Source organism: Clostridium sp. CM038 (assembly GCF_055081105.1).
This window is the reverse complement of record NZ_CM143651.1, coordinates 2,119,082-2,141,926: the sequence shown is the minus strand read 5'-3', so window position 1 is coordinate 2,141,926 and position 22,845 is coordinate 2,119,082. Positions and strand designations below refer to the sequence as shown.

Sequence of the window (22,845 nt, the reverse complement as noted above, 5' to 3'; positions counted from 1 at the left end):
TAGCCTAGGTGAGGTGTTTTTTTATGAGTAGTAGAAATAATATCTTTGGTTACTCAAATCAAAGAAGTGAAATTAAAAAAAGAACTTGGACGGTAATGGGTGTGTTTACGGTATTATTTTGTTTTTTAATTTGGAGAATCATGAATTACATGTATTTTAAATCTGAACCCTTGAAAACTATGTTTAATTCACAATATACAATAGATGAACAATATGGGTCGCTATATAGTTTAACTGACTGTAATGGGCGAGATCTTTTGAATTATGCTGTGAGTTACTATGCGATTATTGATCCTGTCGATTATTTGAGATTTAATGAATATACTAGCAAATATGACATGCAAGCATTAACTATTACTTTAAGAAACTATGATAAAGGCTATGATTTAGAAAAAATAAAAGGTAATGGTAATGGAGAGAAAATAAGATATAAAATTGATGAAGTGACTTATAATAAACTTAAAGATATTAAAAAAGTAAAAGGATTTTATACCTATGTAGCTAATGAAGTGATCAAGGATAGGAATTGGAAAATTGAAAATGTATTGATAGACCCGAAATACAATAAAGAACACGTTGATCCTGTATCTAAAAAAGTCGTTAGTGATTATGTATTCAAAGGTACTGATTCTTTGGAAATGGAAATATACAATAAAACTAAAAATAATGATTATACAAAAATTAGATTTGCTAAAGGGGTTAATGGCGAAATAGCTGCGGGCAAAATTATTAATCCTAAAAACAATGTTAATGTAAGACTTACCTTAGATAAAGAAATCCAAGATAAAGCCTGTGCTGTTATTCATGAGGGAATCTACAAAAAGTATAGTCAAATTGGTGTTGTAGTAATGGAGAGCAATAATGGAAAGATAAGGGCGATGGTACAAAAGGATGATAACGCTTATAATGCGAACTTAGGATATCCAAGTACTAATGGAGCTTTGCCGGGATCGATTTTTAAAGTTATTGTGGATGAAGCTGGTTTAGACACGAACAAAATAGATAACTATAAAAAATATACAGTAAGTCCTAAAATATTTCTAGAAGAGCCTTTTAAGGGAGAAACATTTACAGTTGCAGAGGCGCTAGCCAAATCTTCTAATAACATATTTGCTCAACTAGGTTGGAAAATAGGTTTTAAAAATATATATGATTATGCAGAAAAACAAGGGATGTTACATAAAGTATTAAATATTCATCAAGAGGCCAGTGGTAAGTTTGACATGGCGGATTTATTACACCCTACGGATGGTGATACAAGTCAAACAGCTATTGGTCAGAATGTTAGAATAACGCCGCTAGAAGCCATGAGTATTCCTAATACTATTATAAATAATGGAGTGTATGTTCAGCCAAGCATAATAGATGCATACGTAAATGACGATAATAAAATTCTAGGGGAAATTACCCCTAAAAATACGACCATATTAAAAAGAGAAACTGCAGAAGCTGTGAAACTTCATATGATGGATGTAGTAAACAAAGGCACAGGAACCCAGGCTTCAATTAAAGGCATGGATATAGGTGGGAAAACGGGCACTACTACATACTATGTAAATAAATTAGTAAATGGGAAAAAAGAAAGTCAGAAGTGTTCCGATGGATGGTTTGTTGGCTTTTTCAATTTAAACGGGAAAAATTATTCCATGGTTGTTTATGTAAATAATATTGAGATGAGTAATGTAAAAGGTGTAGCAGATGAAGAAGGTGGAGGTACAGCGGCTCCGATATTTAAAAAAGTAGTTAACGCCATTAAAACATCTCCTGTGAGGCTGCATTAAGGACTTCGGAAGGAAAGTTATTAGCTAAAGAAATTTATAAAATAATAAAATAAATTTCCATGTACAGGCACTTTTAGTAAAATAAATCATATTATATTATAAGCTCTATTAGGAGGAACATCTGTGTTTTTCATAAATTGTTTATTAGATATGATTGGAAATGTTACACTTTTGACGGCTTATATAACTGGAAGTAGTTCATTCCCTCAACCATTAAGTGAAGAAGAGGAGAAATCCTATTTAAAAAAGTTAAAGGACGGCGAGTTACTAGCTAAAGGTGTATTAGTTGAACGAAATCTAAGACTAGTTGCACATATAGTAAAAAAATATTCCTATCCAGGAAAGGATGTAGATGACCTGATTTCTATTGGAACTGTAGGTCTTATTAAAGCCATTGATTCCTTTGATATAAGTAAGGGAACAAGGCTTGCCACCTATGCTGCAAGGTGCATAGAAAACGAGATACTTATGCTTATTCGCAATAATAAGAAAACAAAAGGGGAGGTTTACCTGCAAGACCCTATTGGTATTGATAAAGAGGGTAATGAATAGTATCCTACATGTTAGACATAAAGGATAAAAATAGATCTAAGTCCTTGGAAACAGCTTGATTGCAAAGTTATCATTTTTTTGAGGCCTTACCTTTTTATATTCAACTTTTAATAAAACTTTTTTTAAAAGTTTGTTTTTTAGTTCTATATCCGCTGAATTGTATCCATCTAGCACTGATTTGATTTCCCTTGTAATGTCCTTGGAACTTCTCTCTTTATTGATTATAGATTTAAGATTTTCTATTTGTTTTAAATCATCATCTATTCTTTCTGCTACATTATTAGATCTTTCGAGAAAAGTTTTATTATCGTAAACGCCCTGTTCGAGTAAATCAAATAACCTTAATTTTTGATTATTTAATATTTCCAATTCAGTTGACAGTGCTCCGATTTGTTTTACATAAACTTTTGTTGTATCCTTCTGTTGTTTGTTTCCAATAGTAATTTTAAAATCATTATAATATTCTTCTAAACCGTCTAAAATGGCTTTTTCAACATAATCAAATCTAGCAGATGTACAGCCACATTTTTTATTACACATAATATGCGGGTTACCTTCACAATATTTTCTCAACACCATTTTACTTCCACATATTCCACAAATAACAATGCCGGCTAAAGGGTTGGCCATACCATTAATAAACTTATAGGGTACGTGGTATTTACCGTTTATAATTTCCTGTGCCGCATAAAAAACAGATTCTTCAATTATTCCTTTGTGTTTACCGTCGACTATTATCCAATCCTTTTTATCTCTAGTTTTAACATCTCTTTTTTTACCCTCAATCATAGATTTTTTAAATTCTTTTTTCTTCCAAGTTAGCTTACCTATGTAAACAAGATTTTTTATTATAAAACATATAGACGATCTTTCAAATTCATTTCCCTTAGCTGTTTTATACCCTAGATTGTTTAAACTTTCTGCAACCATACCCGCACCATTACCGCCAACATACATATCAAATATCATCCTAACTATTTCAGCTTGAGCATTAGCTTTTAAAGTTCTAGCTCTGCCTATAAAGTCTATATCATACCCAATAGGAGGATTAGTACCTATGTAATTTCCGTCTTCAACAGAGCGCACTCTACCGCCTTGCATACGTCTATTTATCATCTTCAATTCTTTTCTGCTCATAAAGGCTTCAAACTCGCTGTACTCTTCATCAAAATCATCAGATAGATCATATGTTTTTTGGGGAGTAATAATTTTTGTACCACTATCTTTAAAAGTTTTTAAGATAAGCCCTTGGTCCTGCATATCTCCACGACCTAATCTTTGCATATCCATTACTAGTACGCCCTCGTATAGTTTGGATTCAACTTCTTTCAAGAGTTCTAGCATCTTAGGTCTGTGGAATAAACTTTCTCCACTGACTATTTCTTCTTTTATTTCAATTATATTAAATTGACGTTCCTTTGCAAATTTTAAAAGAGCTTTTCTATGTTTAGACAGAGTCTCACCTTGACCTTGGCGTTCCATCTCTTCATCAGCTCTTGATTTTCTTAAATAAAGTGCTATTTTCATTTTAAACTCCTTTTATTTTAATTTCCTTTCAATTTCTAATATCATTGCTTTTTTTAATATATCCCATATCTCTTCACTTAGTTCGATATCTTTTATTAATCCTTTTTCAATCATTTTATCTAAAACTAAGTCCACGCTGTTTGGAGCTTCATATTCTTCAACCCCATCCATCCAGTAGCTTAAAGACTTTCCACTGTGCTGGGCTAATTTCACTAATAATTTCTTTGAAGGCACTCTTTTACCACTTTCGAGATTCCCAATACTGCCATTGCTTATGCCTAGTTCAAGAGCAAGCTTCACTTGACCAACTTTTTCATTTCTTTTAACTCCTAATTCAGTTCTATATTCTTTTAATTTCTCAGAAAATATCTTATTCATATTAAACACCTCATAACTATAGTATATTATTTTTTCTCACATTTCAAGAGAATACGTGTGACAAATTTTTCTTTCATAATGTGAGAAATGTAGAAAAATGTATTAAATTAAAGAGACAGAGTGTTGTTCTGTTTAAATGACACAATATTCAATTTTACTTTTCTTTCAATATGTGAGAATATAGTTATAGGAGGTGAACGCAACAATGAATTTAAAAGAGTTTCGAGATATCAAGGGGTTTCAACGAAAATTCGTAGTTGCCAAAGTTGTTATAAGCGGCAAACATTTGAATGATATTGAAGCCGGTAGGGTTAGCTTAACAGAGAAGTACGCAGTAAGACTTTCCCAATTTTACGATATAGATATTAATATTATTAAAACAATGTATGAGGAGGGCAAAGATGAAGAATGCAGAGATATTAAAAAAACAGCAACAACTTCTTGATGAGATTGATTTTTTAGTGAATAAACATACTCCTCGTAACATAAAAATAAAAAGTAAACAATTATAGGGGTGTTTAATATGCCACCGACCATAACAATAATAAAACCCAATATAACAGATGAAGAACGTCAAAAAAGGATTGGGGAAATAAATGATGTACTGACTGAAATTGCACATAAATATTGTTGTGGGCAGTTAGAAAAAGAAAAAATAGCACAATGAATAGCACACTAAAGATTAGAAATTGGTTGTTTCATTTAACAATGAGAAGAAGCAAAGAACGGTTTGCTGAATATATAATGAAAAATGGATGGGCTAAGAAGCCTATTAAAAATTTATTTAAAGCCAAAAAAAAACAAACACTTCTCAATATATAATACGTAAGACATTTCGAAAATATGACAACTAAATTACGCACACTGGCGCACAAGTTCCCCAGCAGAGGGTAATAAATTTTAAGGCGGGATGAAAAAGATGGAAAGGAACGTTGCTAATACCAATACTAATATTATTAATGAACATATAGGAAAAATTGTTAGATTGCACTCTAAAGGATTTTCCGCAAAAGAAGCTATAAAGGAAATAAGAACAATAGAAGGGTTAAAACTAAAACTAAATAATCTAATTATAAAAAACAACTTCAATTTGACTGCTCCAGAAGTAGTTAAGTTATCTCAAAAACTAGATAAGGAGATAGTAAAGGAACAAAGGAAAAAGGTTGCTCTGCAAAGCAACCTAAAGAAAAAATTCATTAACACCATTATAGCGAAAGAAAGTGGGGTTGTATAGTTGGAGCAAAAATATAGAGAAACTTTAGAAGAAGTATTGCGAAATTTAAGGTCGATAGATGCTCCTAATTCAGAAGATGAATGTATTGATGATTCTATAAAAATTATTGTTGCGGTTTTAAAGGAGGAAATATAGATGAAAGAATTGGCATTAGTATCAAAAACCACACCTGCAGTAGTTAGTTTTAACTATGACGAGATAGATGCACAACTGGACGTAACACTTAAAAAATATAATGGCTTAGTATTTACCGAGGAAACATTAAAAGAGTGTAAGAAGACTCTAAGCGAACTTAAAAAAGGTCAAAAGTCACTTAGTGATTTTAGAATAAAAACTAAAAAATTATTAACTGAAGATATCACAAAATTTGAGGATCAATGCAAGTTACTCAGTGATAAATTCGATACTGTTATTAATCCAATAAGTGTCCAAGCAGATGCATTTAAAGTTAAAAGAAGATCTGATAAGCAAAATGAAATCTTAAAAATAATAAATACACTTTCTTCTGAAAGGGTACTAGAAAGCAAATACTCAACACAGCTAATAATTATTGAACAGATGTTGAATAAAGGTACCAAAATAAAAGATATTACTGCAGATTTAACCAAACAAGCTGATGTATTACTATCTCAACAAAATATGGAGAAAGCTAATATTGAACTTATTAAAAGTAAAGTGGAGCTTGCCAACTCACAATATGGGGTTACCCTACTAAATAATCTGTATCTGGGGTTGTTGAGTGATGGTAAAGATGTTAATAGCTTAATTAAAATGATTAATGAAAATGCTGAACAAACTAAGATAGCAGCTGAAGAAGCGGAAGCGGAAAAATTAGCGATAGAAACAAGAAAGGCTGAAAGAGCAATCAAGATTGAGGCTGAGAAAGTTGCTCAGGAAGCAAGAATTAAAGAAGAGATGGAAGCAGAGGAAGTTATAAGACTAGCCGAAGTCGATAAGCGTAAACATAAACATGAAATTGATGAAGATTTAAAACAAGAATTTAAACGAGTTTTGGATATTCAAAAATCGGAAGAAGCAAAAGTTATTATACAAAGTCCCCCTGAAAAAGAAATAGTAGCAGAACAAAAAATATCAGAAGTAACAGCTACTGAAACTTATACGGTTACTGGAACAGAGGCGCAATTAGATGCTCTTGAAGAATATTTAAACACCAATGGTTATGTGTGGATCTAAGGAGGTTGATATAGATGGATGAAAAGATAGCTCTTGTTATGTTCAAAGGTTATCAGGAACATATGGAATATTCTTATAAAACTGATATAGAGGATTTAAAGAAAGGTGATGTTGTTGTAGTACCAACTAACACATCATATTCAATAGGCTATTTCTCAAGGTATTCCTGTAATAAGCAGCACATAAAAAATGCTACTAAAGTGATAGTGCAAAAGGTAGATGTTGAAGCTTATGAAAGCAAATTGTTTTTAGGAGGGTTTGATTGATGGGTAAATTAAAGAAAATAGCTTGGCCAATAGAAAATGGTGAGTTTATATATGTACCTAAAAGAGTAATAGACAGTATAAATAAAACCGCAGTTATTACAAAGCAATATACAGTGAAAGGTTCTGGAGAAAACACTCAAATTGTCTTTATAACTAAGGCACCTAGAGTCGAAACAGAGTGTGTGAAGAATGACCAGAGAGGAAGACTTGTGATTGAATATGAAAACAAAAAGGGTAGAGGACAGGGGGTAATTGAACTCTATGACATGGGTCCAGACTTACCTAAAAAGAATATTAAGGGGGAAAATTAATTATGAAAATAACAGCAGAATTTAATTCAACAGAGGAACTAGTAAGCTTCATTGGTGCATTTGGTAATAAAACAAAAATGGTGGTTGAGTCTAGTCAAATTATAGCTCCAGTAGTAGAGACAAAGAAAACAGTTAAGAATGAAGTTATCGAAAAGTTGGACAAACCTGTAGTAGAGGCTAAAGCAGATGCACCAAAGGAAGAAATTAAAGATGTCGTGCCACCTAAAGAGGCTGAAATTAATAAAGATGAAGCTTCAAAGGAAGAACCTAAAATCACAAAGGAATTAATACGAGAGAGACTTGGCGCAATTATGAAGACAGGTAAGCAGACAGAAGTTAAGGAGTTAGTTGCTAAGTTTGGAGCAAGCAAAGTGCCAGATCTAAAAGAAGAGGATTATGCAGCGGTATATAAGGAAGCGGAGGCATTACTATAATGGGATTGCATGCAATACTAAGTGCAAGTTCTGCATCCAGGTGGATGGCTTGTCCCCCTAGTGCAAGACTAGAACAAAGTTATGAAAACAAAACTAGTGCCTTTGCTGCAGAGGGAACACTTGCCCATGAGCTTGGGGAACTAAACCTTAAACTTAGTCTTAAAGAAATTAGTAAAAGAAAATTTAATTCTGAATTTAAGAAGATAGAAGCTCATGAACTTTTCTCAAATGACATGCCTGATTATGTAGCAATGTATGTTGAAACCTGCATGGAGAAAGTCTCAGATGCTAAAGCAGTAACACCAGATGCATTACTCAAAATTGAAGCAAGATTGAATTTTAGTGAATGGGTCCCAGAAGGATTTGGGACAGGAGATTTCGTGGTAATTGCTGATGGAACTATGGAAGTATGCGACCTAAAGTATGGCAAAGGCATTCCAGTATCTGCAGTAGATAATAAACAAATGAGGTTATATGCATTAGGGGCAATAGCAGAGTTTAGTTTCTTATATGATATAAAAAAAGTAAAAATGACTATTATCCAACCTAGATTAGATTCTATAAGCACAGATGAAATATCCGTGGAGGATTTGATTTCATGGGCGAATGAATTTGTAAAACCAACTGCAGCATTAGCATTTAAAGGTGAGGGAGAATTTTGCGCCGGAGGTCATTGTGGTTTCTGCAATGCAAAAGCAGTATGTAGAGCTAGGGAAGAGAAAAACATGGAACTGGCCAAGTATGAATTTAGTGATGGTCCAACATTACTTAGTAGTGAAATTGCAGATATTATAGGTAAATGTGATGAGTTAGCTAAGTGGGCCAAGGATATTCAAGAATATGCACTAGAACAAGCAGTCTCAGGTACGGAGTTTACGGGATGGAAACTAGTTGAGGGTAGGAGTAATAGAAAGTATACAGATGTAGCTAAGGTAGCTGAGATACTGCTAGAAAATTCATATGATGAAGATGCAATATACAAACCTAAAGACCTTCAGGGATTGACTAACATGGAGAAAATCATTGGTAAGAAAAGGCTTGGTGAACTAGTTGGTGATTATATAGAAAAACCAGTAGGTAAGCCAGTTCTTGTAATTGAAACTGACAAAAGAGAAGTTTTTAATAAAGCTACAGCAGATTTTGAGATGGTTTCTAATGAGTAAAAAGGTATATGACGTTAATAAGGTACTTTATCTTTATGAAAAGTACGGAACCCTTGCAGCAGTCCACATGCGGTTAGGAGATGCCCCAACAACAATAAAAAAGATATTGTTAGAAAATAAAGTAGAACTCAAGAAGTATGTACCTGCTAGATGGGATATCAAACAAAGATTAGTTAACTAAAAAATAATTTAAATACGAAGGAGATTAATAATATTATGGCAAACGTTAAAGCAATGAGAACAGGAACAAAGGTAACTACAGGAAAAGTTAGATTAAGCTATGCTCACCTATTTGAGGCTCACGCAATCGAGGGAAATGAACCTAAGTTTTCAGTTAGTGTAATAATTCCTAAGACAGAAATTGAAACACTTAAAGCAATCAAGGAAGCAGTAGAAGAAGCTAAGGCGCAGGGTAAATCTAAATGGGGTGGCAAAGTTCCAGGAAACTTAAAAACTCCTCTCAGAGACGGTGATGTTGAAAGACCAGATGATGATGCATATACAAACTGCTATTTCTTAAATGCTAGCAGTAAAAATAAGCCAGGAGTGGTTGACCAAAATGTTCACCCAGTACTAGATGCTACTGAAGTATATAGCGGTTGCTACGGAAGATTAACAATTAATTTTTATGCTTTTAGTGCTTCAGGTAACAAGGGTGTTGCTGCAGGACTCGGAAATGTTCAAAAGTTAGCAGAGGGAGAATCATTAAGTGGTGCATTTACTAGAGCAGAAAATGATTTTGAAGCTGTTGGAGAAACCGCAACAGATGATTTCTTAGGATAATGAAAGAAGAAAATAAAGGTTGCTTAGGCTATTCTGATTTTAATGGCGAATCCGTAGAGTACGATTGCGAGTATGGATTTAGCGGAGAAGTAGATTGCGGAAGTTGTATATTCAATCATAACATACCGTTAGAATGTAGAAAGCAAGACCCAAGATCAGATCCTTATGCTGAGGAAGAATAGGAGTGAATTAAATGGCAATAGATAACAAAACAATTGAGACTAAAAAAGAAGCTAAATTTTTTATCTTAATCGTTAAAAGAGATGGTGTTAAAAAATATATTGATAAGAACTATTATTCGTTAAAGCATATAAATTGCACTGTAATAATAACAAAAGCAAAAAGATTTAGAACAGAAATGGCTGCTATAAATTTTTATAAGGAAAATTTAAATAATACAGATGCTGATGTAGATTTTGTTGCTATAGTTCCATTAAAAATAGAGTATAGTGTTGATTTATAAATAAGGAGTGAATTTTAGTGGCTGATGTCTTATGTATAGATGTTGAGACATATAGCAGTGTAGATATATCAACCTCAGGGGCTTACAAATATACTGAGTCCCCTGATTTTGAAATACTACTATTTGCATATGCTTTCAATAATAAAGAAATTGAAATTATAGATTTTATGGCTGGTGAGGAGCTACCCTTAAGGGTAAGAAATGCTCTTCATAACCCAGATATAATTAAATCTGCTTTCAACGCGAATTTCGAGAGAAATGCCATACAAAACTTTTTACTCATACCAACACCACCAGAGATGTGGCAATGCACAATGGTAAAAGCGTTAACAATAGGGTTACCCGGATCACTTGGTATGGTGGGAAAGGCAATGCATTTTGAAGAAGATAAACAGAAAATGAAAGAGGGTAAAGCCTTAATACAGTATTTTTGTAAGCCATGCAAAGCAACAAAAGCTAATGGTGGCAGAACTAGAAACCTTCCGGAACATGATATGGAAAAGTGGGAGATATTTAAAACATATTGTATACAAGATGTTGAAGTTGAGAGGGATATAAGAAATAAATTAAGTATATATCCAACTACAGAAAATGAACAAAGGCTATGGGAATTAGACCAACGCATCAATGATAGAGGTGTAGGTACTGATTTAGTTATCATAGAAAAAGCTATTGAGTGTGATGCAAATTATTCTATAAGACTTAGAAATGAAGCAGTAAAAATAACAGGATTAAACAACCCTAATAGTGCAGCACAGTTAAAAAAATGGATAGGTGAAAGAATTGGTCATGAAGTAACAAGTCTTACTAAAGAGAGTGTACCAGTGCTCTTAGAAGAGGCTGATGATGATAATGTAATAAGAATTTTAGAGTTAAGAAAACTTATGGCCAAAACATCTATTAAAAAGTATCAAACAATGAAAAATGCTAGATGCGAGGACGGAAGAGTAAGAGGATTATTACAGTTTTATGGTGCTAATAGGACTGGCAGATGGGCAGGAAGACTGGTACAGGTGCAGAACCTTCCTCAAAACCATTTACCTGATTTAGATGATGCTAGGAATTTAGTAAGAACAGGTCAATTTGATGAAATAGAATTCCTTTATGACAGTGTTCCAGATACTCTAAGCCAACTTATTAGAACTGCTTTTATACCAAGAGAAGGTAATAGATTCATAGTAGCAGATTTTAGTGCCATAGAGGCAAGAGTAATAGCATGGTTTGCAGGTGAAAAATGGAGAATGGATGTTTTTAAAACTCATGGGAAAATATATGAAGCCTCCGCATCTCAAATGTTTCATGTACCTATAGAGTCAGTTAAAAAAGGTAGTGATCTAAGAGCAAGAGGAAAGATAGCCGAGTTGGCACTTGGATATGGTGGTAGTGTTGGAGCTCTTACAGCAATGGATAAAAACAAAAGCATTCCTGAAGATGAACTCCCCGGTTTAGTTAAAAGTTGGAGAAATTCAAATGCTAATATAACTAAGTTTTGGTGGGACTGTGATAAGGCAGCTAAAAAAGCAGTACATGAAAAAACAACAGTATCTATGCAGTTTGGTCTTAAATTCATCTATGCTCCGGGAGTTCTATTTATACAACTACCTAGTGGTCGAAAATTAAGCTATATAAGACCTAAGATAGCAGAGGGTAAGTTTGGTAAGCCTATTATAACCTATGAGGGAATGGAGCAGACAACAAAGCAATGGACTACATTAGAGACATACGGACCTAAGATTGTAGAGAATATTGTACAGGCTACTGCAAGAGATTGTCTAGCAGAGGCAATGTTTAAGGTAGAAAAAGCTGGGTATGACATTGTAATGCATGTCCATGATGAAATTATTACTGATGTACCTATAGGTAAAGGAAGTTTAAAAGAAGTAAATGCAATCTTTGGTGAGCCAATAGCATGGGCTCCTGGCTTACCTCTAAGCGCTGATGGATATGAGACAGATTATTATAAGAAAGATTAGGAGGTACTTTTATGAAGGAAGAATGTTTTAAATTTTTTGATGAGAAGGTGGGAGCCGATAGGAAACATACAATTGAATTAGTCCTGAGTGCACTAGGGATAACTAAAACCCTAGCTGAGACTTATTATACCGCATGGAGAAAAAGTTATATGGAAAAGCCAGGTTATGTGAGTCCTGAAAAGGAAAAGAAAGAAATAATTAGTGTTCATAGAAATAGGGATAAGAAATTTAAATATATAGCTGATCCTATATTGCTCACATCACTGAAACAAACTCACACCTATAAAGAGATTGCAAAAATGTTTAATACTTACCCCAATAAGATATATGAAAATATTAAGTATTATAAACAAACGCACGTAATTGCATTATGAAAAATAGATATTATTTAACACAAAGAGGTCCAGGACCAGGAACAGTACCTACCCCCTGGGATAATTCAATAATAAATATAGAGGACTATGGTACAAAAATACATGTAGAAGAAATAGAGAATAGGGCATGGGGCCATGTAGATTATAAATATCCATTGAGCAGTAAAAGTATTAGCGATTATGAACTGGTAAAGGGTTAGTTACTACAAAATATGAGAAAAGTATGCAACAAATAGGAGGGCGATTTTATTGAATAGATTAACAATGTATGTAGATAAGTATGTGTATTACTCGAAAAATGGCAATCCAATACTCCCAGTTGAAATGTTAGAGACTCCACTTGTACGAGAAGTGTTGAAAAAACTTGCTGAATATGAAGACATAGGGACAGTTGAAGAAATTAAAGAATTAAAGACTAGAAAATATAGGTTAGATAAGGAAATAGATAAAATGGAAAATGAAATTAATATATTGAGGTCTAATGCTAATATGTTTTAATTGCACAATACAAAAAACATGTGTAGGTAAATAAAATCTAAGGAGAATAAAAAAATTATGGATAAGATAAGAGATGTTTCAATAACAGAGGCCGTGCTTCATGTACTTGATACAAACTCAGATGAGCCAATTCTGAATAACTATATGATGGAACTCACGGAGGAAAGATATAAATTTATACTAAGTCATATTGAGCGGGTCCTTAAAGATGAAAATTTAAAATATGCTTCTTTTAAATCTAAAAATACAATTGTTAAAGAAGTTAGCCAGGACTACTTAAATGGAAGAATAGATTTGAATATAGCCTCAAAAGAAATTGCAAAAGGGTTGTTTGAAATAATGAAGGATAATGAGAGTATATCCTCCTGTGACCTTCTAGTTGTATCTTTTAATACCGAGTATGGCCCAATGCTAGGAATATTAAAGATGGATTATGTTAAGCAATATACCCACAAAATTGACATTGTTGATAACAATATTGGTATAGGGTTAATACCTGTAATAACAGGATTATCTGCAAGTAAGAAAGTTCAAAAGGCTGCATTCATTAGACCTATAAGAGACGGTCAAGACTATGACTTACTCGTATTTGATAAAAAACCAGTTACAGATACTGATGGAGTTAATTACTTTCTGGATAACTTTCTTGGGTGTTCCTTAATAGAAAATGATAGAGATGCAACTAGACATTTTATGAGTGCAGTAGAAATGTGGACAAGAAGTAATTGTAAAGATGAAGCAGTTAAAGCTGAAAAGATAAGATCTCTTATTAGAAATAAATTAGAAGAATATGAGGCAGTGGATATCTATGAGGTAGCTGAAGACTTAATACCTCATTATCATCCAGAATTAAAGAAAAATTTTATAGCATATCTTCAATCAAACGATATAGAAGAATTTATGATAGATAAGGAATATGTAGAGAAGAAGCTTAATAAGTTAAAAATTAAAATAAGCAGTGATATAGATTTAAATATAAGCAAGGATTCTTATAGAGATAGTAGTAAGTTTGAGATTAAAGATAATGGTGATGGCAGCATACACATGATAATTAAAAATATAGAAAATTATGTTGAAAAATAAAATTAGAGGAATGAAAAAGTATGAATAACAAAGAAAAAGCCGAGTTTACTTACAATCAAATCAAAAATATGAAGCAAGCGGTAAGAAGAAAAGCATTAAAAAATGGCTTGGATAAGGAAAAACTTGCAAATGAATATGATGCTACGAGAAATGGAAGATTGAGACATGCAAAGGAGTGGAGGAATAAACAATGATTGATGAAGGGTTAAGAAAAGTTGTTGAGGTATTATCACGGGAGGAACTGCAAAGAGCTAATAAGATTCATCCTCAATTTGCGGACATGCATCACGGTTATGCGGTTATTAAAGAAGAAATTGAAGAATGTGAGGAAGCTTTAGACATTGTTAAAACCCATACAAATGATTTATGGCAATGTGTCAGGACTGATAGTTTAGAAGTGTTTAAGATTGAATCTAAATTGATCAAAAGATATGCAATAGAGTTAGCACTGGAAGCAATTCAAGTTGCAGCAATGGCACAAAAGTTTATTGATATTAATTTGGAGAACTGAAAAATCTGATTATATTATGAATTAACTTTAAAGGAGAAATTAAAATGGACGGATGGACTTTTAGTAGAATAGTTGGAAAATATAAAAAATGTCCTAAATGTGGCAGTAGTTACAAAGATACAGATTTACAATGTTCTTTAGAAAATGAAATTATAACTATAAGTTGTAAATGTGGATTTTTGAAAAAAGTTGATGAACATAATAAAGAAATTAAATAGTTCATAATACAAAAGAATGTATGCAAAGGGGGGAGGTGATATTTTGGAATATATAACTGATGATAAGAAAATTATAAGGATTAAATATGATGGCCAAATATCTCTAGCAACTGGCAAAAGTAAGAAAGAGGTTCATTGGAAAAATAAAAATATGATTTACTCAGCATTAGTTGAAAAGCTAACTACAACGACAAGAACTCCTGAGACTTACGCAGAATATAAGAGAATGCCAAAGACTGATAGAGATAATATTAAAGATGTTGGAGGGTTTGTTGGTGGATCACTTAAGAATGGTCGTAGAAAAGCTGAGAATGTAGCTAATAGAACAGTATTATCACTAGACTTAGATTATGTTAATGGAGATGTGTGGTCCAGTATAGAAATGTTGTGGGACTTTGGGTGTGCAATGTATTCAACTCATACACATGCGCCGGATAATCAAAGGCTAAGATTAGTGATTCCTCTTAGCAGACCAGTTCTTCCAGATGAATATCAAGCAATAGCTAGAATGGTTGCAGATGATTTAGGTATAGATCAGTTTGATGATACTACTTATGAACCTTCAAGGTTAATGTACTGGCCATCAACTAGTGCGGATGGAGAGTATGTATTTAAAGTTCAAGACTTACCTTGGCTTAATCCTGATGAGGTACTAGCAAGATATACATTTGGGTGGCAAGATGTAAGTTACTGGCCAGAAAGTTCAAGAGCTAGGGCAAAGATTACGAGTGATATTAAAAGACAAGAGGATCCACTAGAAAAGAAAGGTGTTATAGGGGCATTTTGTAGGACATTTAGTACAAGTGGAGCGATAGCAGAATTCTTAGATGATATTTATACTGCAGGTGCAGATGATACAAGATATACATTTACAGATGGGAGTACCTCAGGCGGATTAGTTATATATGATGATAAATTTAGTTTCTCGCACCATGGTACAGATGCTGCTAGTGGAATATTGTGCAATGCTTTTGACTTAGTAAGAATTCATAAGTTCGGGCACCTAGATGATGATGCCAAAGAAGACACTCCAGTTAATAGAATGCCATCATTCACTAGAATGACAGAGTTTGCAAGTAGTAATGATAAGGTAATGCAGACATTAGGTAAAGAACGTATGGAAAAGTCTCAAGAGGACTTTGGGGTAGTTGAGTCAGATGAGAAAATTAATACAGAGTGGGTAAATGAGCTAACATATAATATGCAAGGGAAATTAAAAAGCACAATAACTAATTTTTTAGTGACAATAGAAAATGAACCGCTATTAAAAAGTAAGATAGCTTACAATGAATTTTCCAATAGAGCTGTAGTGACTAATAAACTTCCGTGGCGAAGTGCTGACAATAAGTCAGACTGGGCTGATATTGATGATAGCGGGCTCAGAGAGTTTATAGAAAAGTATTATGGTATAAGTTCAACAGCAAAATGTGCGGATGCATTGGCACTTAGTTTTGAAAAACATTCATTCCATCCAATAAAGGATTATCTTAATAGTCTTACCTGGGATGGTGTAAAGAGACTAGATACTTTGTTCATAGATTATTTAGGTGCGGAGGATAAGGTATATGTAAGAACTGTAACAAGAAAAATTATAGTTGCTGCAGTAGCAAGGGTTTTCGTTCCCGGGATTAAATTTGATAATATGCCAGTATTAAGTGGCCCCCAGGGTATAGGTAAAAGTACTCTGATTAAAAAGCTAGGTAAGGAATGGTACTCAGATTCTCTAACTACAGTCCAAGGTAAAGAAGCATATGAACAATTACAGGGTGTATGGATTATAGAAATGGGCGAGATGATGGCTACAAAGAAAGCAGATATTGAAGCCACAAAGCATTTCTTATCTAAGACAGAGGATATATACAGAGTGGCTTACGGGAGAAGGACAAGCAGATTCCCACGCCAATGTATATTTATAGGTACAACTAATGATAGTGAGTTCCTGAGAGATAAAACAGGGAATAGAAGGTTCTGGCCAGTAGATGTTGGCGTAGTGCCACATACTAAGAATGTGTGGGAAGATATGACCAACTATGAAATTGACCAAATATGGGCCGAGGCTGTGGAGCTATGGGAGAATAAAGAGCCACTACATCTTAGTAAGGAAGAAGAGAAAGAAGCAGCTGTGCAACAAGATTCTCATAGCGAAGAGAGCGCAAAGTCTGGATTAATTGAAGAATATCTTAATAAGCCTATTACTGATAACTGGTATGAGCTAGATATTATTGAAAAAAGAAATTATATACAGGGGTCAGATTTTGGTGACCAATCTGAAGGAAATATAGTACGAGAAAAGACCTGTGTAATGGAGATATGGTGCGAGCTTTTCAATGGAGACCCTAAGCAACTTTCATATATGGGGTCTAGGGAAATTAATGATATTTTAAGTGGACTCCATAGCTGGAAAAAGAGTAAAAGTCCCTTAAGTTTTGGGGGGATATATGGTAGACAAAGAGCCTTTTTACGTAATATTTAATGGATACAGGCTGTTTTATAAAAAATAAGTTAAGATACAGTGGATACAGTAAAAAACAACCTGTATCTATACCCTGTATCAACTTGAAAGCTATATACAATAAGGGGTGGGGAGTTGTAGGATACAGAAGATACAGGTATTACTTATATAGTAGTATTTTAGTATTTAGGCATAATGCGCGAGCACCCCTGCGCCTAATCACGTGAATACGTGTGCGTAAGGAAAACCTGTATCATTGTATCCAATGTATCCGACCTAAAAATGGATGGTGATGAAATGAAAGAAGCCGGAATTGAAAATAGACTTAAAAAAGAAATAGAGAAGATAGGTGGTAAAGCATTAAAGTTTGTTAGTCCAGGAGTGACTGGAGTGCCAGATAGGATTGTCCTTTTACCCCAAGGAAAGATTATATTTGTAGAACTTAAAGCACCTGGTAAAAAGTTAAGGGCAATGCAAGAGTATAGAGCAAAGGAATATAAAGATTTAGGATTTGATGTTAGGTGTATAGATTCAATTGAATTGATAATGGAACTTATAAACGAGGTGAGCTGAATGAAATTTGTACCACATGAATACCAGCAATATGCAATAACACACATTATAGAGCATGAAGCTTCAGGGCTTTTTCTTGATATGGGACTAGGAAAAACTGTAACAACATTAACTGCAATAGATGATTTGCTATTTTTAGGGGATATAGATAAGGTTTTAGTTATCGCACCACTAAGAGTAGCAGAAGATACTTGGACCACAGAGGTAGAAAAATGGGATCACTTGAGTCATTTAAAAGTATCTAAAGTCTTAGGAACTCCAAAAGAAAGAATAAGAGCAATGAATAAACCAGCAGATATCTATGTAACCAATAGAGAAAATGTAGAATGGTTGGTTAAAGAGTATTTTGATAAATGGCCCTTTGACATGGCTATTATAGATGAGTTAAGTTCTTTTAAATCACCAAAAGCGGTTAGGTTTAGATCCCTAAAAAAAGTAAGACCCTATTTTAAAAGAATAGTTGGGTTAACTGGAACACCAGCACCTAACAGTTTAATAGATTTATGGCCACAATTATATTTACTTGATGGCGGTGTTAGATTAGGTAAGACTATAACAGGATTTAAGCAACAATATTTTAAGCCTGGAAGAATGAATGGTTATATAGTGTATGACTGGAAACTTAAAGAAGGTTCAGAGGATGCGATTCATAATAAGATAGGTGATATATGCATTAGCATGATGTCAAAAGATTATTTAAATATACCTGAAAGAGTGGATAATATAATAAATATATCTTTACCTGAAGATGTAAAAGCCAAATATAAAAAATTAGAGAAAGATTTAGTAATAGAGCTTGATGAGAATGATATAACAGCAGCTAATGCAGCAGTGCTTACAAATAAATTATTGCAAATGTCTAATGGTGCCATTTATTCTGAGGATAAGTCAGTGGTAGAAATACATGAAGAAAAATTAAAAGTGTTACTGGATCTTATAGAAGCCGCCAATGGTAAACCAGTATTAATATTTTATAGCTTTAAACATGATTTAGATAGAATAGTTAGATATTTAAAAGCTAAGAAATTAAAAGCTATTGGACTTGGCGATTCTGGTGATATCAAGAAATGGAATAATGGAGAAATACCAATACTTTTAGTTCATCCAGCATCTGCAGGTCATGGATTAAACCTTCAATATGGTGGAAATATAATAATATGGTTTGGACTTACATGGAGCTTAGAATTATACCAACAAGCTAATGCAAGATTACACAGACAAGGACAAAAGGAATCGGTTGTAGTTCATCATATCATAACAAAAGGAACTGTGGATGAAGACGTTATGAGAGCATTAGGAAATAAGGAAATAAATCAAAATACACTACTTGAAGCTGTAAAGGCTAGGATTAAGAGGGGGATTATATGAGATATTCTGCAAACTTTGATGAAGTAATAAAAAAAGCAGTAACAGAAGCGATTAAAGAATTTGATATAAAAAGACAAGAGGATGCAAAGACTAAAGTTCTTCATAATACCAGATTACTTTTAAGTAATTATAATAATCTTTCTAAGCATTATAAAAAAGCAGTTGATAATTTAGACTATATAAAACTTGACGAAGAAGATAATGCTTCCTGTGAAAGCATAGAATCAAATGATAAATTGTTTATACTGTCAATAAGACGTAGTAGGTTTAGAACAATGATTATGGTAAGTCATATTAAAGCTGCATTAAAATCATTAAAAGAAGAGTGTATTGAGAAAAATCAGCTAAATAAGTATGAAGTACTTGAAATGTATTACTTGAAAAATGTACCATTTGATAAGATAGCAGTTGAATTAAGCTGTGTAGAGATGACTGTTAGAAGGTGGAAAAACGAGATGGTACAAGCCTTGGGAGTATATTTATTTGGTATAGATGCACTGTGATAAAAGGATGTTAAAAAGATGTTATTTACATGATAATCTAAGTGTGCTAATATGATAGTATTATAAATTGTAAATAAAAGCACTAGAGAATTCTTAACTGAATTGCTGGTGCTTTTTCTATATTCTGTGTCTAATAGATAGGAGGTGTTAACATGTTAGATGAAAGAAAAATTAAAGCGGCTCTTATGAAAGCCCAAGGTATTGATGTTGTTAAGATTGCTCCAGCTATCGGTATCAGTAGAGCAACATATTATAATTGGGAAAAAGCAGAAGAGTTTACGGACGAGGTTAACAGATTTAGACAAGAGTTTTTATCTCAGGGAAGTAACATGATATCTTACTTATCTATTAAGGCGCTAAAGAAGCTAGACAAGCTCATGGATGCAGATAGTGAGAAGATACAGTTAGATGCAGCATCAAAGATACTGGATAAGTCACACAGTAATGCAACTAAGATAAGTATTGAGGATGGCAGAGATGATAAGGATAACGTACCTATAGATGTATTGGATGCTGAGATTAGCGAGATAGATAATGAATAGACATTATTTATTGTTCGTATAAGGCATGCATTAAATGAACACTTATTGCAATGATAGGAATGGCTTAACTGCTATTCGTTTGAAGTTGAATTTAAATTAATGAACAAGTATTTGAGAAAGTTCTTGACTCTAAATGAACACCTTGGTATAATGTTATCAAGAAGTTAGTTGAGGGAGAGTGCAGGCAATGAATATAGCTTACGTTAGAGTGTCCACAGTAGAACAGAATGAGGGTAGACAAATAGAAGGATTAAAAAAATATGATATAGATGAATGGTTTACTGAAAAGGTTAGTGCTAAAGATGCTAATAGACCTAAGTTGCAAGAGGTAATTAAGTTCGCTAGAAAAGGTGATACCGTTTATGTGCATAGCTTAGATAGGTTAGCAAGAAGCACAAAGGACTTACTTGATATAGTGGAGCAGATGCAATCAAAAGGTATACACTTAGTAAGTAGCAAAGAAGCAATAGATACTAATACAGCAACAGGCAAACTAATGCTGACTATGATAGGTGCTATTAATACATTTGAGCGTGAGAATATGTTAGAGCGGCAACGTGAAGGAATAGCAATAGCAAAGGATAATGGAGCGTATAAGGGTAGGAAAGTAATAGAGTATCCGTCTAATTGGAATGAAATATATAACAAATATAAGAATAGAGAACTAACAGGCACTAAGGCAATGGAGATACTAGAATTAAAAAGAACAACATTCTATAAATTAGTAAAACAGTATGAAGAGGGATAATACCTTCTTCTTTTTTTATGAAAACAATAGGGGCACCTTCTAATTTTGGAAAGTCCTGAGAGCCGCCAGTTAGACTCTACATTTTCTATAATATTTTTTCAACTTTAAAATGAATAAGTACAACAACGAAGATAGGTGAATAAATTGGAAGAGTTAGAAGTTGACGAGCATAAAGTTAATAGGCAATTGTTATATAAGTATTTAAAAAAGTTATATCCTAGTGGTAACCAAGCGCAAGACATAATGCACCGAAATATTAATAACTTATTTGGATTCCATGGTCTTGCATGGTCAGTTGGAAAAAAATCATTAGAGTTCTTCTGTTTATATTTTTTACAAGATGTATTTTTACCAAAAGAAGATAATGCTGCAGCTCCTATTGCAAATGTCCATCGACAAATATGGCATGGAATACAAGAATCTATAATTGGTGATGGCAATGATCAAATAGGACGTATTGAGCCTAGAGGAACTGGGAAAAGTGCCTTCGGAACATTTGCTACTACTATATGGTGTCACTGTTATGGATTTAAAAAATATACCCTTATATGTTCAGACATTGGTTCTACTGCTGAGAAATTTATTAAGGATATTAAAAATACATTTCTTGAAAACACTTATCTGGAGAAAGCTTTCGGCAAGCTCTTAGATGATAGAGATAAAAGATATATATGTAATAGTACTCAATTAGAGTTTACCAATAAAAGTTTTATAGAGTCTATATCTTCAGCATCCCCGATGAGAGGGCGGAAATATGATAATATAAGGCCTGATTTAATAATATTAGATGATTATCAGTCCGAGGATGATTGTAGAACTGATGAAGCTAGAATAAAGAAGTGGACCCGCTTCAGTAATGATGTCAAGTATGCCGCGCAGAAAGCGGTTTATAGAGCTGGTAAGATAATTAAAAAAGGCACTACTTTTATTGCTTTGGGAACATTGCAACATAAGGAGTGCTTTTATTCTAGGCTCATTAAAATGCCTACATGGAAATTTAAGAATGATAAAGGTGTATTAATTGATGACTTTATAGATGATGAAGGCAAACAAGTTAATGGACTTGACCATTATTTTAATACAGGCCTGTGGTTAAAATTTAAAAACATGTTATTTAATTTCAAAAATGAAAATCACCTTGAAGATGCTAAAGAGTTTTACTGGTCCCATATGGAAGAGATGAAATTCCCTTTATTATGGGCTGAATTTTGGGACTGCTTAGATATAGCGTTGCAGTATTATGAAAACCCAGCATCCTTTAAACAAGAAATACAAGGTGATGTTAACAGTATCGGTGAAAAGTGGTTTAAAACTGTTAGAACTGAAAAACGTGAAGAAATTGAAACACATAGATTTATCAAAACAATGTTAGTTGTGGATCCGGGAGCAACAGCAAACGTTAAATCAGATTATTCATCATTTTTAGTTGGTTCTGAATGTGATAATGGATTAAAGTATGCTCGTAAGGCTGAACTTGCAAAAATAAATGCTCGTACTAATTTTGATGATTATATTAAGCATATGGTTGATTTACTAAAAGATTATCCTGATATAACTCATGTTTCTATTGAAAAAAATACATTCAATGGGGCGGATGCCTTCCAACTTGAAAAATCAATTGGTGAGGATCCTGCCCTGAGGTCCAGAGGCATAAAAATCATCAATGATGCCCAAAAGAAAAATAAGGATGACAAAATTAGTACAATAATTCCTTATATGAACAAGGGAATGATTATATTTGCTGAGGAAGATGAAGAATTTATAAAGCAGATAATGGAGTTTGCAGGTCAGAAATATTCGGTGCATGACGATTCGCCAGATGTAACCTCAGAGTTTTTCTTAAAAATTAGTGAAATAAAACTAACTAGTATTATAAAAATATTCGACAGAAGAGCACTTGGGATATAAGGAGGTGG

The 22,845-nt window shown here is 33.3% G+C and carries 31 protein-coding genes and 1 pseudogene; 30 read left to right on the top strand and 2 right to left on the bottom strand.

The genetic code is table 11. The features are described 5' to 3' along the window. Positions 1-23 precede the first annotated feature (23 nt). Together ACWJKS_RS09870 and ACWJKS_RS09865 are read left to right on the top strand one after the other, a co-directional pair. Positions 24-1,781, top strand: a complete 1,758-nt coding sequence (locus ACWJKS_RS09870) for a penicillin-binding transpeptidase domain-containing protein (protein ID WP_165412734.1) — start codon at positions 24-26, stop codon at positions 1,779-1,781. Between the two features lie 150 nt (positions 1,782-1,931). Beyond that, positions 1,932-2,330: pseudogene (locus ACWJKS_RS09865) on the top strand (sigma-70 family RNA polymerase sigma factor); the annotation flags it as partial. A gap of 39 nt (positions 2,331-2,369) precedes the next feature. On the opposite strand, the gene ACWJKS_RS09860 reads toward ACWJKS_RS09865, so the two are convergent. Then, positions 2,370-3,860 (bottom strand): recombinase family protein, encoded by a 1,491-nt coding sequence (locus ACWJKS_RS09860; protein WP_462959482.1) that lies wholly within the window; start codon positions 3,858-3,860, stop codon positions 2,370-2,372. A 12-nt stretch (positions 3,861-3,872) separates the two neighbouring features. Further along, entirely contained in the window at positions 3,873-4,238 is a 366-nt protein-coding gene (locus ACWJKS_RS09855) for a helix-turn-helix transcriptional regulator (protein ID WP_462959481.1), read from the bottom strand. Between the two features lie 205 nt (positions 4,239-4,443). On the opposite strand from ACWJKS_RS09855, the gene ACWJKS_RS09850 reads away from it, so the two are divergent. The 28 genes from ACWJKS_RS09850 to ACWJKS_RS09715 all read left to right on the top strand — a co-directional run bounded on the left by ACWJKS_RS09850 (position 4,444) and on the right by ACWJKS_RS09715 (position 22,837). Next, positions 4,444-4,683 carry a helix-turn-helix domain-containing protein gene (locus ACWJKS_RS09850; protein WP_462959480.1) on the top strand — a complete coding sequence of 80 codons (240 nt, stop codon included), beginning with the start codon at positions 4,444-4,446 and terminating at the stop codon, positions 4,681-4,683. A gap of 78 nt (positions 4,684-4,761) precedes the next feature. Next, positions 4,762-4,905, top strand: coding sequence for a hypothetical protein (locus tag ACWJKS_RS09845; protein ID WP_462959479.1), 144 nt, complete (start codon positions 4,762-4,764; stop codon positions 4,903-4,905). Positions 4,906-5,157: 252 nt separating this feature from the next. Beyond that, complete coding sequence (locus ACWJKS_RS09840) at positions 5,158-5,472, top strand: aspartyl-phosphate phosphatase Spo0E family protein (RefSeq protein ID WP_462959478.1); 315 nt, start codon at positions 5,158-5,160, stop codon at positions 5,470-5,472. Continuing rightward, positions 5,473-5,607 carry a hypothetical protein gene (locus ACWJKS_RS09835; RefSeq protein ID WP_462959477.1) on the top strand — a complete coding sequence of 45 codons (135 nt, stop codon included), beginning with the start codon at positions 5,473-5,475 and terminating at the stop codon, positions 5,605-5,607. After that, positions 5,608-6,666 (top strand): DUF1351 domain-containing protein, encoded by a 1,059-nt coding sequence (locus ACWJKS_RS09830; protein ID WP_462959476.1) that lies wholly within the window; start codon positions 5,608-5,610, stop codon positions 6,664-6,666. 14 nt (positions 6,667-6,680) lie between these two features. Next, positions 6,681-6,932, top strand: a complete 252-nt coding sequence (locus ACWJKS_RS09825; RefSeq protein WP_462959475.1) for a hypothetical protein — start codon at positions 6,681-6,683, stop codon at positions 6,930-6,932. Further along, complete coding sequence (locus tag ACWJKS_RS09820) at positions 6,932-7,243, top strand: hypothetical protein (protein WP_462959474.1); 312 nt, start codon at positions 6,932-6,934, stop codon at positions 7,241-7,243. The genes ACWJKS_RS09825 and ACWJKS_RS09820 overlap by 1 nt, the downstream gene beginning before the upstream one ends. 2 nt (positions 7,244-7,245) lie before the next feature. Further along, positions 7,246-7,677 (top strand): hypothetical protein, encoded by a 432-nt coding sequence (locus ACWJKS_RS09815; protein ID WP_462959473.1) that lies wholly within the window; start codon positions 7,246-7,248, stop codon positions 7,675-7,677. Beyond that, positions 7,677-8,840 (top strand): DUF2800 domain-containing protein, encoded by a 1,164-nt coding sequence (locus tag ACWJKS_RS09810; protein ID WP_462959472.1) that lies wholly within the window; start codon positions 7,677-7,679, stop codon positions 8,838-8,840. Before ACWJKS_RS09815 ends, ACWJKS_RS09810 begins: the two co-directional genes overlap by 1 nt. Continuing rightward, positions 8,833-9,021: a hypothetical protein gene (locus ACWJKS_RS09805; protein ID WP_462959471.1), complete on the top strand. Its 189-nt coding sequence runs from the start codon at positions 8,833-8,835 to the stop codon at positions 9,019-9,021. Before ACWJKS_RS09810 ends, ACWJKS_RS09805 begins: the two co-directional genes overlap by 8 nt. A gap of 35 nt (positions 9,022-9,056) precedes the next feature. Next, the gene (locus ACWJKS_RS09800) at positions 9,057-9,623 is read left to right on the top strand and encodes a DUF2815 family protein (protein ID WP_462959470.1); all 567 of its coding nucleotides are present in this window, start codon (positions 9,057-9,059) and stop codon (positions 9,621-9,623) included. Next, a complete protein-coding gene (locus ACWJKS_RS09795) occupies positions 9,623-9,805 on the top strand; it encodes a hypothetical protein (protein ID WP_462959469.1) in 183 nt (60 codons plus the stop codon). Before ACWJKS_RS09800 ends, ACWJKS_RS09795 begins: the two co-directional genes overlap by 1 nt. 11 nt (positions 9,806-9,816) lie before the next feature. Next, positions 9,817-10,086, top strand: a complete 270-nt coding sequence (locus ACWJKS_RS09790) for a hypothetical protein (RefSeq protein WP_462959468.1) — start codon at positions 9,817-9,819, stop codon at positions 10,084-10,086. Between the two features lie 17 nt (positions 10,087-10,103). Then, positions 10,104-12,059 (top strand): DNA polymerase, encoded by a 1,956-nt coding sequence (locus tag ACWJKS_RS09785; protein WP_462959467.1) that lies wholly within the window; start codon positions 10,104-10,106, stop codon positions 12,057-12,059. An 11-nt stretch (positions 12,060-12,070) separates the two neighbouring features. Next, positions 12,071-12,433 (top strand): hypothetical protein, encoded by a 363-nt coding sequence (locus ACWJKS_RS09780; protein ID WP_462959466.1) that lies wholly within the window; start codon positions 12,071-12,073, stop codon positions 12,431-12,433. After that, positions 12,430-12,633, top strand: coding sequence for a defense against restriction DarA-related protein (locus tag ACWJKS_RS09775; RefSeq protein ID WP_462959465.1), 204 nt, complete (start codon positions 12,430-12,432; stop codon positions 12,631-12,633). The genes ACWJKS_RS09780 and ACWJKS_RS09775 overlap by 4 nt, the downstream gene beginning before the upstream one ends. Positions 12,634-12,682: 49 nt before the next feature. Further along, on the top strand, positions 12,683-12,931 hold the full coding sequence (locus ACWJKS_RS09770; protein WP_462959464.1) for a hypothetical protein: 249 nt from the start codon (positions 12,683-12,685) through the stop codon (positions 12,929-12,931). 57 nt (positions 12,932-12,988) lie between these two features. Then, the gene (locus ACWJKS_RS09765) at positions 12,989-14,014 is read left to right on the top strand and encodes a nucleoid-associated protein (RefSeq protein ID WP_462959463.1); all 1,026 of its coding nucleotides are present in this window, start codon (positions 12,989-12,991) and stop codon (positions 14,012-14,014) included. A 20-nt stretch (positions 14,015-14,034) separates the two neighbouring features. After that, positions 14,035-14,208 carry a hypothetical protein gene (locus ACWJKS_RS09760; RefSeq protein WP_462959462.1) on the top strand — a complete coding sequence of 58 codons (174 nt, stop codon included), beginning with the start codon at positions 14,035-14,037 and terminating at the stop codon, positions 14,206-14,208. Then, on the top strand, positions 14,205-14,525 hold the full coding sequence (locus tag ACWJKS_RS09755; protein WP_462959461.1) for a hypothetical protein: 321 nt from the start codon (positions 14,205-14,207) through the stop codon (positions 14,523-14,525). Before ACWJKS_RS09760 ends, ACWJKS_RS09755 begins: the two co-directional genes overlap by 4 nt. A gap of 44 nt (positions 14,526-14,569) precedes the next feature. Further along, positions 14,570-14,743 (top strand): DUF3797 domain-containing protein, encoded by a 174-nt coding sequence (locus ACWJKS_RS09750; protein WP_462959460.1) that lies wholly within the window; start codon positions 14,570-14,572, stop codon positions 14,741-14,743. Between the two features lie 43 nt (positions 14,744-14,786). After that, complete coding sequence (locus ACWJKS_RS09745; RefSeq protein ID WP_462959459.1) at positions 14,787-17,216, top strand: virulence-associated E family protein; 2,430 nt, start codon at positions 14,787-14,789, stop codon at positions 17,214-17,216. A gap of 276 nt (positions 17,217-17,492) precedes the next feature. Then, the gene (locus ACWJKS_RS09740; protein WP_462959458.1) at positions 17,493-17,768 is read left to right on the top strand and encodes a VRR-NUC domain-containing protein; all 276 of its coding nucleotides are present in this window, start codon (positions 17,493-17,495) and stop codon (positions 17,766-17,768) included. Then, positions 17,769-19,136: an SNF2-related protein gene (locus ACWJKS_RS09735; RefSeq protein WP_462959457.1), complete on the top strand. Its 1,368-nt coding sequence runs from the start codon at positions 17,769-17,771 to the stop codon at positions 19,134-19,136. It abuts the gene before it with no gap. Next, positions 19,133-19,639 carry a hypothetical protein gene (locus tag ACWJKS_RS09730; protein ID WP_462959456.1) on the top strand — a complete coding sequence of 169 codons (507 nt, stop codon included), beginning with the start codon at positions 19,133-19,135 and terminating at the stop codon, positions 19,637-19,639. Before ACWJKS_RS09735 ends, ACWJKS_RS09730 begins: the two co-directional genes overlap by 4 nt. 152 nt (positions 19,640-19,791) lie before the next feature. Continuing rightward, a complete protein-coding gene (locus ACWJKS_RS09725; RefSeq protein WP_462959455.1) occupies positions 19,792-20,181 on the top strand; it encodes a phBC6A51 family helix-turn-helix protein in 390 nt (129 codons plus the stop codon). A gap of 187 nt (positions 20,182-20,368) precedes the next feature. Continuing rightward, positions 20,369-20,929: a recombinase family protein gene (locus ACWJKS_RS09720; RefSeq protein ID WP_462959454.1), complete on the top strand. Its 561-nt coding sequence runs from the start codon at positions 20,369-20,371 to the stop codon at positions 20,927-20,929. Positions 20,930-21,073: 144 nt separating this feature from the next. Next, positions 21,074-22,837: a hypothetical protein gene (locus ACWJKS_RS09715; RefSeq protein WP_462959453.1), complete on the top strand. Its 1,764-nt coding sequence runs from the start codon at positions 21,074-21,076 to the stop codon at positions 22,835-22,837. The last annotated feature ends 8 nt before the right edge of the window (positions 22,838-22,845 follow it).

What these genes read in the sequence shown, in the direction of transcription:
- ACWJKS_RS09870 (WP_165412734.1), top strand. Translation starts at nt 24, where the DNA reads ATGAGTAGTAGAAATAATATCTTTGGTTACTCAAATCAAAGAAGTGAA.
- ACWJKS_RS09860 (WP_462959482.1), bottom strand. Translation starts at nt 3,860, where the DNA reads ATGAAAATAGCACTTTATTTAAGAAAATCAAGAGCTGATGAAGAGATG.
- ACWJKS_RS09855 (WP_462959481.1), bottom strand. Translation starts at nt 4,238, where the DNA reads ATGAATAAGATATTTTCTGAGAAATTAAAAGAATATAGAACTGAATTA.
- ACWJKS_RS09850 (WP_462959480.1), top strand. Translation starts at nt 4,444, where the DNA reads ATGAATTTAAAAGAGTTTCGAGATATCAAGGGGTTTCAACGAAAATTC.
- ACWJKS_RS09845 (WP_462959479.1), top strand. Translation starts at nt 4,762, where the DNA reads ATGCCACCGACCATAACAATAATAAAACCCAATATAACAGATGAAGAA.
- ACWJKS_RS09840 (WP_462959478.1), top strand. Translation starts at nt 5,158, where the DNA reads ATGGAAAGGAACGTTGCTAATACCAATACTAATATTATTAATGAACAT.
- ACWJKS_RS09830 (WP_462959476.1), top strand. Translation starts at nt 5,608, where the DNA reads ATGAAAGAATTGGCATTAGTATCAAAAACCACACCTGCAGTAGTTAGT.
- ACWJKS_RS09825 (WP_462959475.1), top strand. Translation starts at nt 6,681, where the DNA reads ATGGATGAAAAGATAGCTCTTGTTATGTTCAAAGGTTATCAGGAACAT.
- ACWJKS_RS09820 (WP_462959474.1), top strand. Translation starts at nt 6,932, where the DNA reads ATGGGTAAATTAAAGAAAATAGCTTGGCCAATAGAAAATGGTGAGTTT.
- ACWJKS_RS09815 (WP_462959473.1), top strand. Translation starts at nt 7,246, where the DNA reads ATGAAAATAACAGCAGAATTTAATTCAACAGAGGAACTAGTAAGCTTC.
- ACWJKS_RS09810 (WP_462959472.1), top strand. Translation starts at nt 7,677, where the DNA reads ATGGGATTGCATGCAATACTAAGTGCAAGTTCTGCATCCAGGTGGATG.
- ACWJKS_RS09805 (WP_462959471.1), top strand. Translation starts at nt 8,833, where the DNA reads ATGAGTAAAAAGGTATATGACGTTAATAAGGTACTTTATCTTTATGAA.
- ACWJKS_RS09800 (WP_462959470.1), top strand. Translation starts at nt 9,057, where the DNA reads ATGGCAAACGTTAAAGCAATGAGAACAGGAACAAAGGTAACTACAGGA.
- ACWJKS_RS09795 (WP_462959469.1), top strand. Translation starts at nt 9,623, where the DNA reads ATGAAAGAAGAAAATAAAGGTTGCTTAGGCTATTCTGATTTTAATGGC.
- ACWJKS_RS09790 (WP_462959468.1), top strand. Translation starts at nt 9,817, where the DNA reads ATGGCAATAGATAACAAAACAATTGAGACTAAAAAAGAAGCTAAATTT.
- ACWJKS_RS09780 (WP_462959466.1), top strand. Translation starts at nt 12,071, where the DNA reads ATGAAGGAAGAATGTTTTAAATTTTTTGATGAGAAGGTGGGAGCCGAT.
- ACWJKS_RS09775 (WP_462959465.1), top strand. Translation starts at nt 12,430, where the DNA reads ATGAAAAATAGATATTATTTAACACAAAGAGGTCCAGGACCAGGAACA.
- ACWJKS_RS09765 (WP_462959463.1), top strand. Translation starts at nt 12,989, where the DNA reads ATGGATAAGATAAGAGATGTTTCAATAACAGAGGCCGTGCTTCATGTA.
- ACWJKS_RS09760 (WP_462959462.1), top strand. Translation starts at nt 14,035, where the DNA reads ATGAATAACAAAGAAAAAGCCGAGTTTACTTACAATCAAATCAAAAAT.
- ACWJKS_RS09755 (WP_462959461.1), top strand. Translation starts at nt 14,205, where the DNA reads ATGATTGATGAAGGGTTAAGAAAAGTTGTTGAGGTATTATCACGGGAG.
- ACWJKS_RS09750 (WP_462959460.1), top strand. Translation starts at nt 14,570, where the DNA reads ATGGACGGATGGACTTTTAGTAGAATAGTTGGAAAATATAAAAAATGT.
- ACWJKS_RS09740 (WP_462959458.1), top strand. Translation starts at nt 17,493, where the DNA reads ATGAAAGAAGCCGGAATTGAAAATAGACTTAAAAAAGAAATAGAGAAG.
- ACWJKS_RS09735 (WP_462959457.1), top strand. Translation starts at nt 17,769, where the DNA reads ATGAAATTTGTACCACATGAATACCAGCAATATGCAATAACACACATT.
- ACWJKS_RS09730 (WP_462959456.1), top strand. Translation starts at nt 19,133, where the DNA reads ATGAGATATTCTGCAAACTTTGATGAAGTAATAAAAAAAGCAGTAACA.
- ACWJKS_RS09725 (WP_462959455.1), top strand. Translation starts at nt 19,792, where the DNA reads ATGTTAGATGAAAGAAAAATTAAAGCGGCTCTTATGAAAGCCCAAGGT.
- ACWJKS_RS09720 (WP_462959454.1), top strand. Translation starts at nt 20,369, where the DNA reads ATGAATATAGCTTACGTTAGAGTGTCCACAGTAGAACAGAATGAGGGT.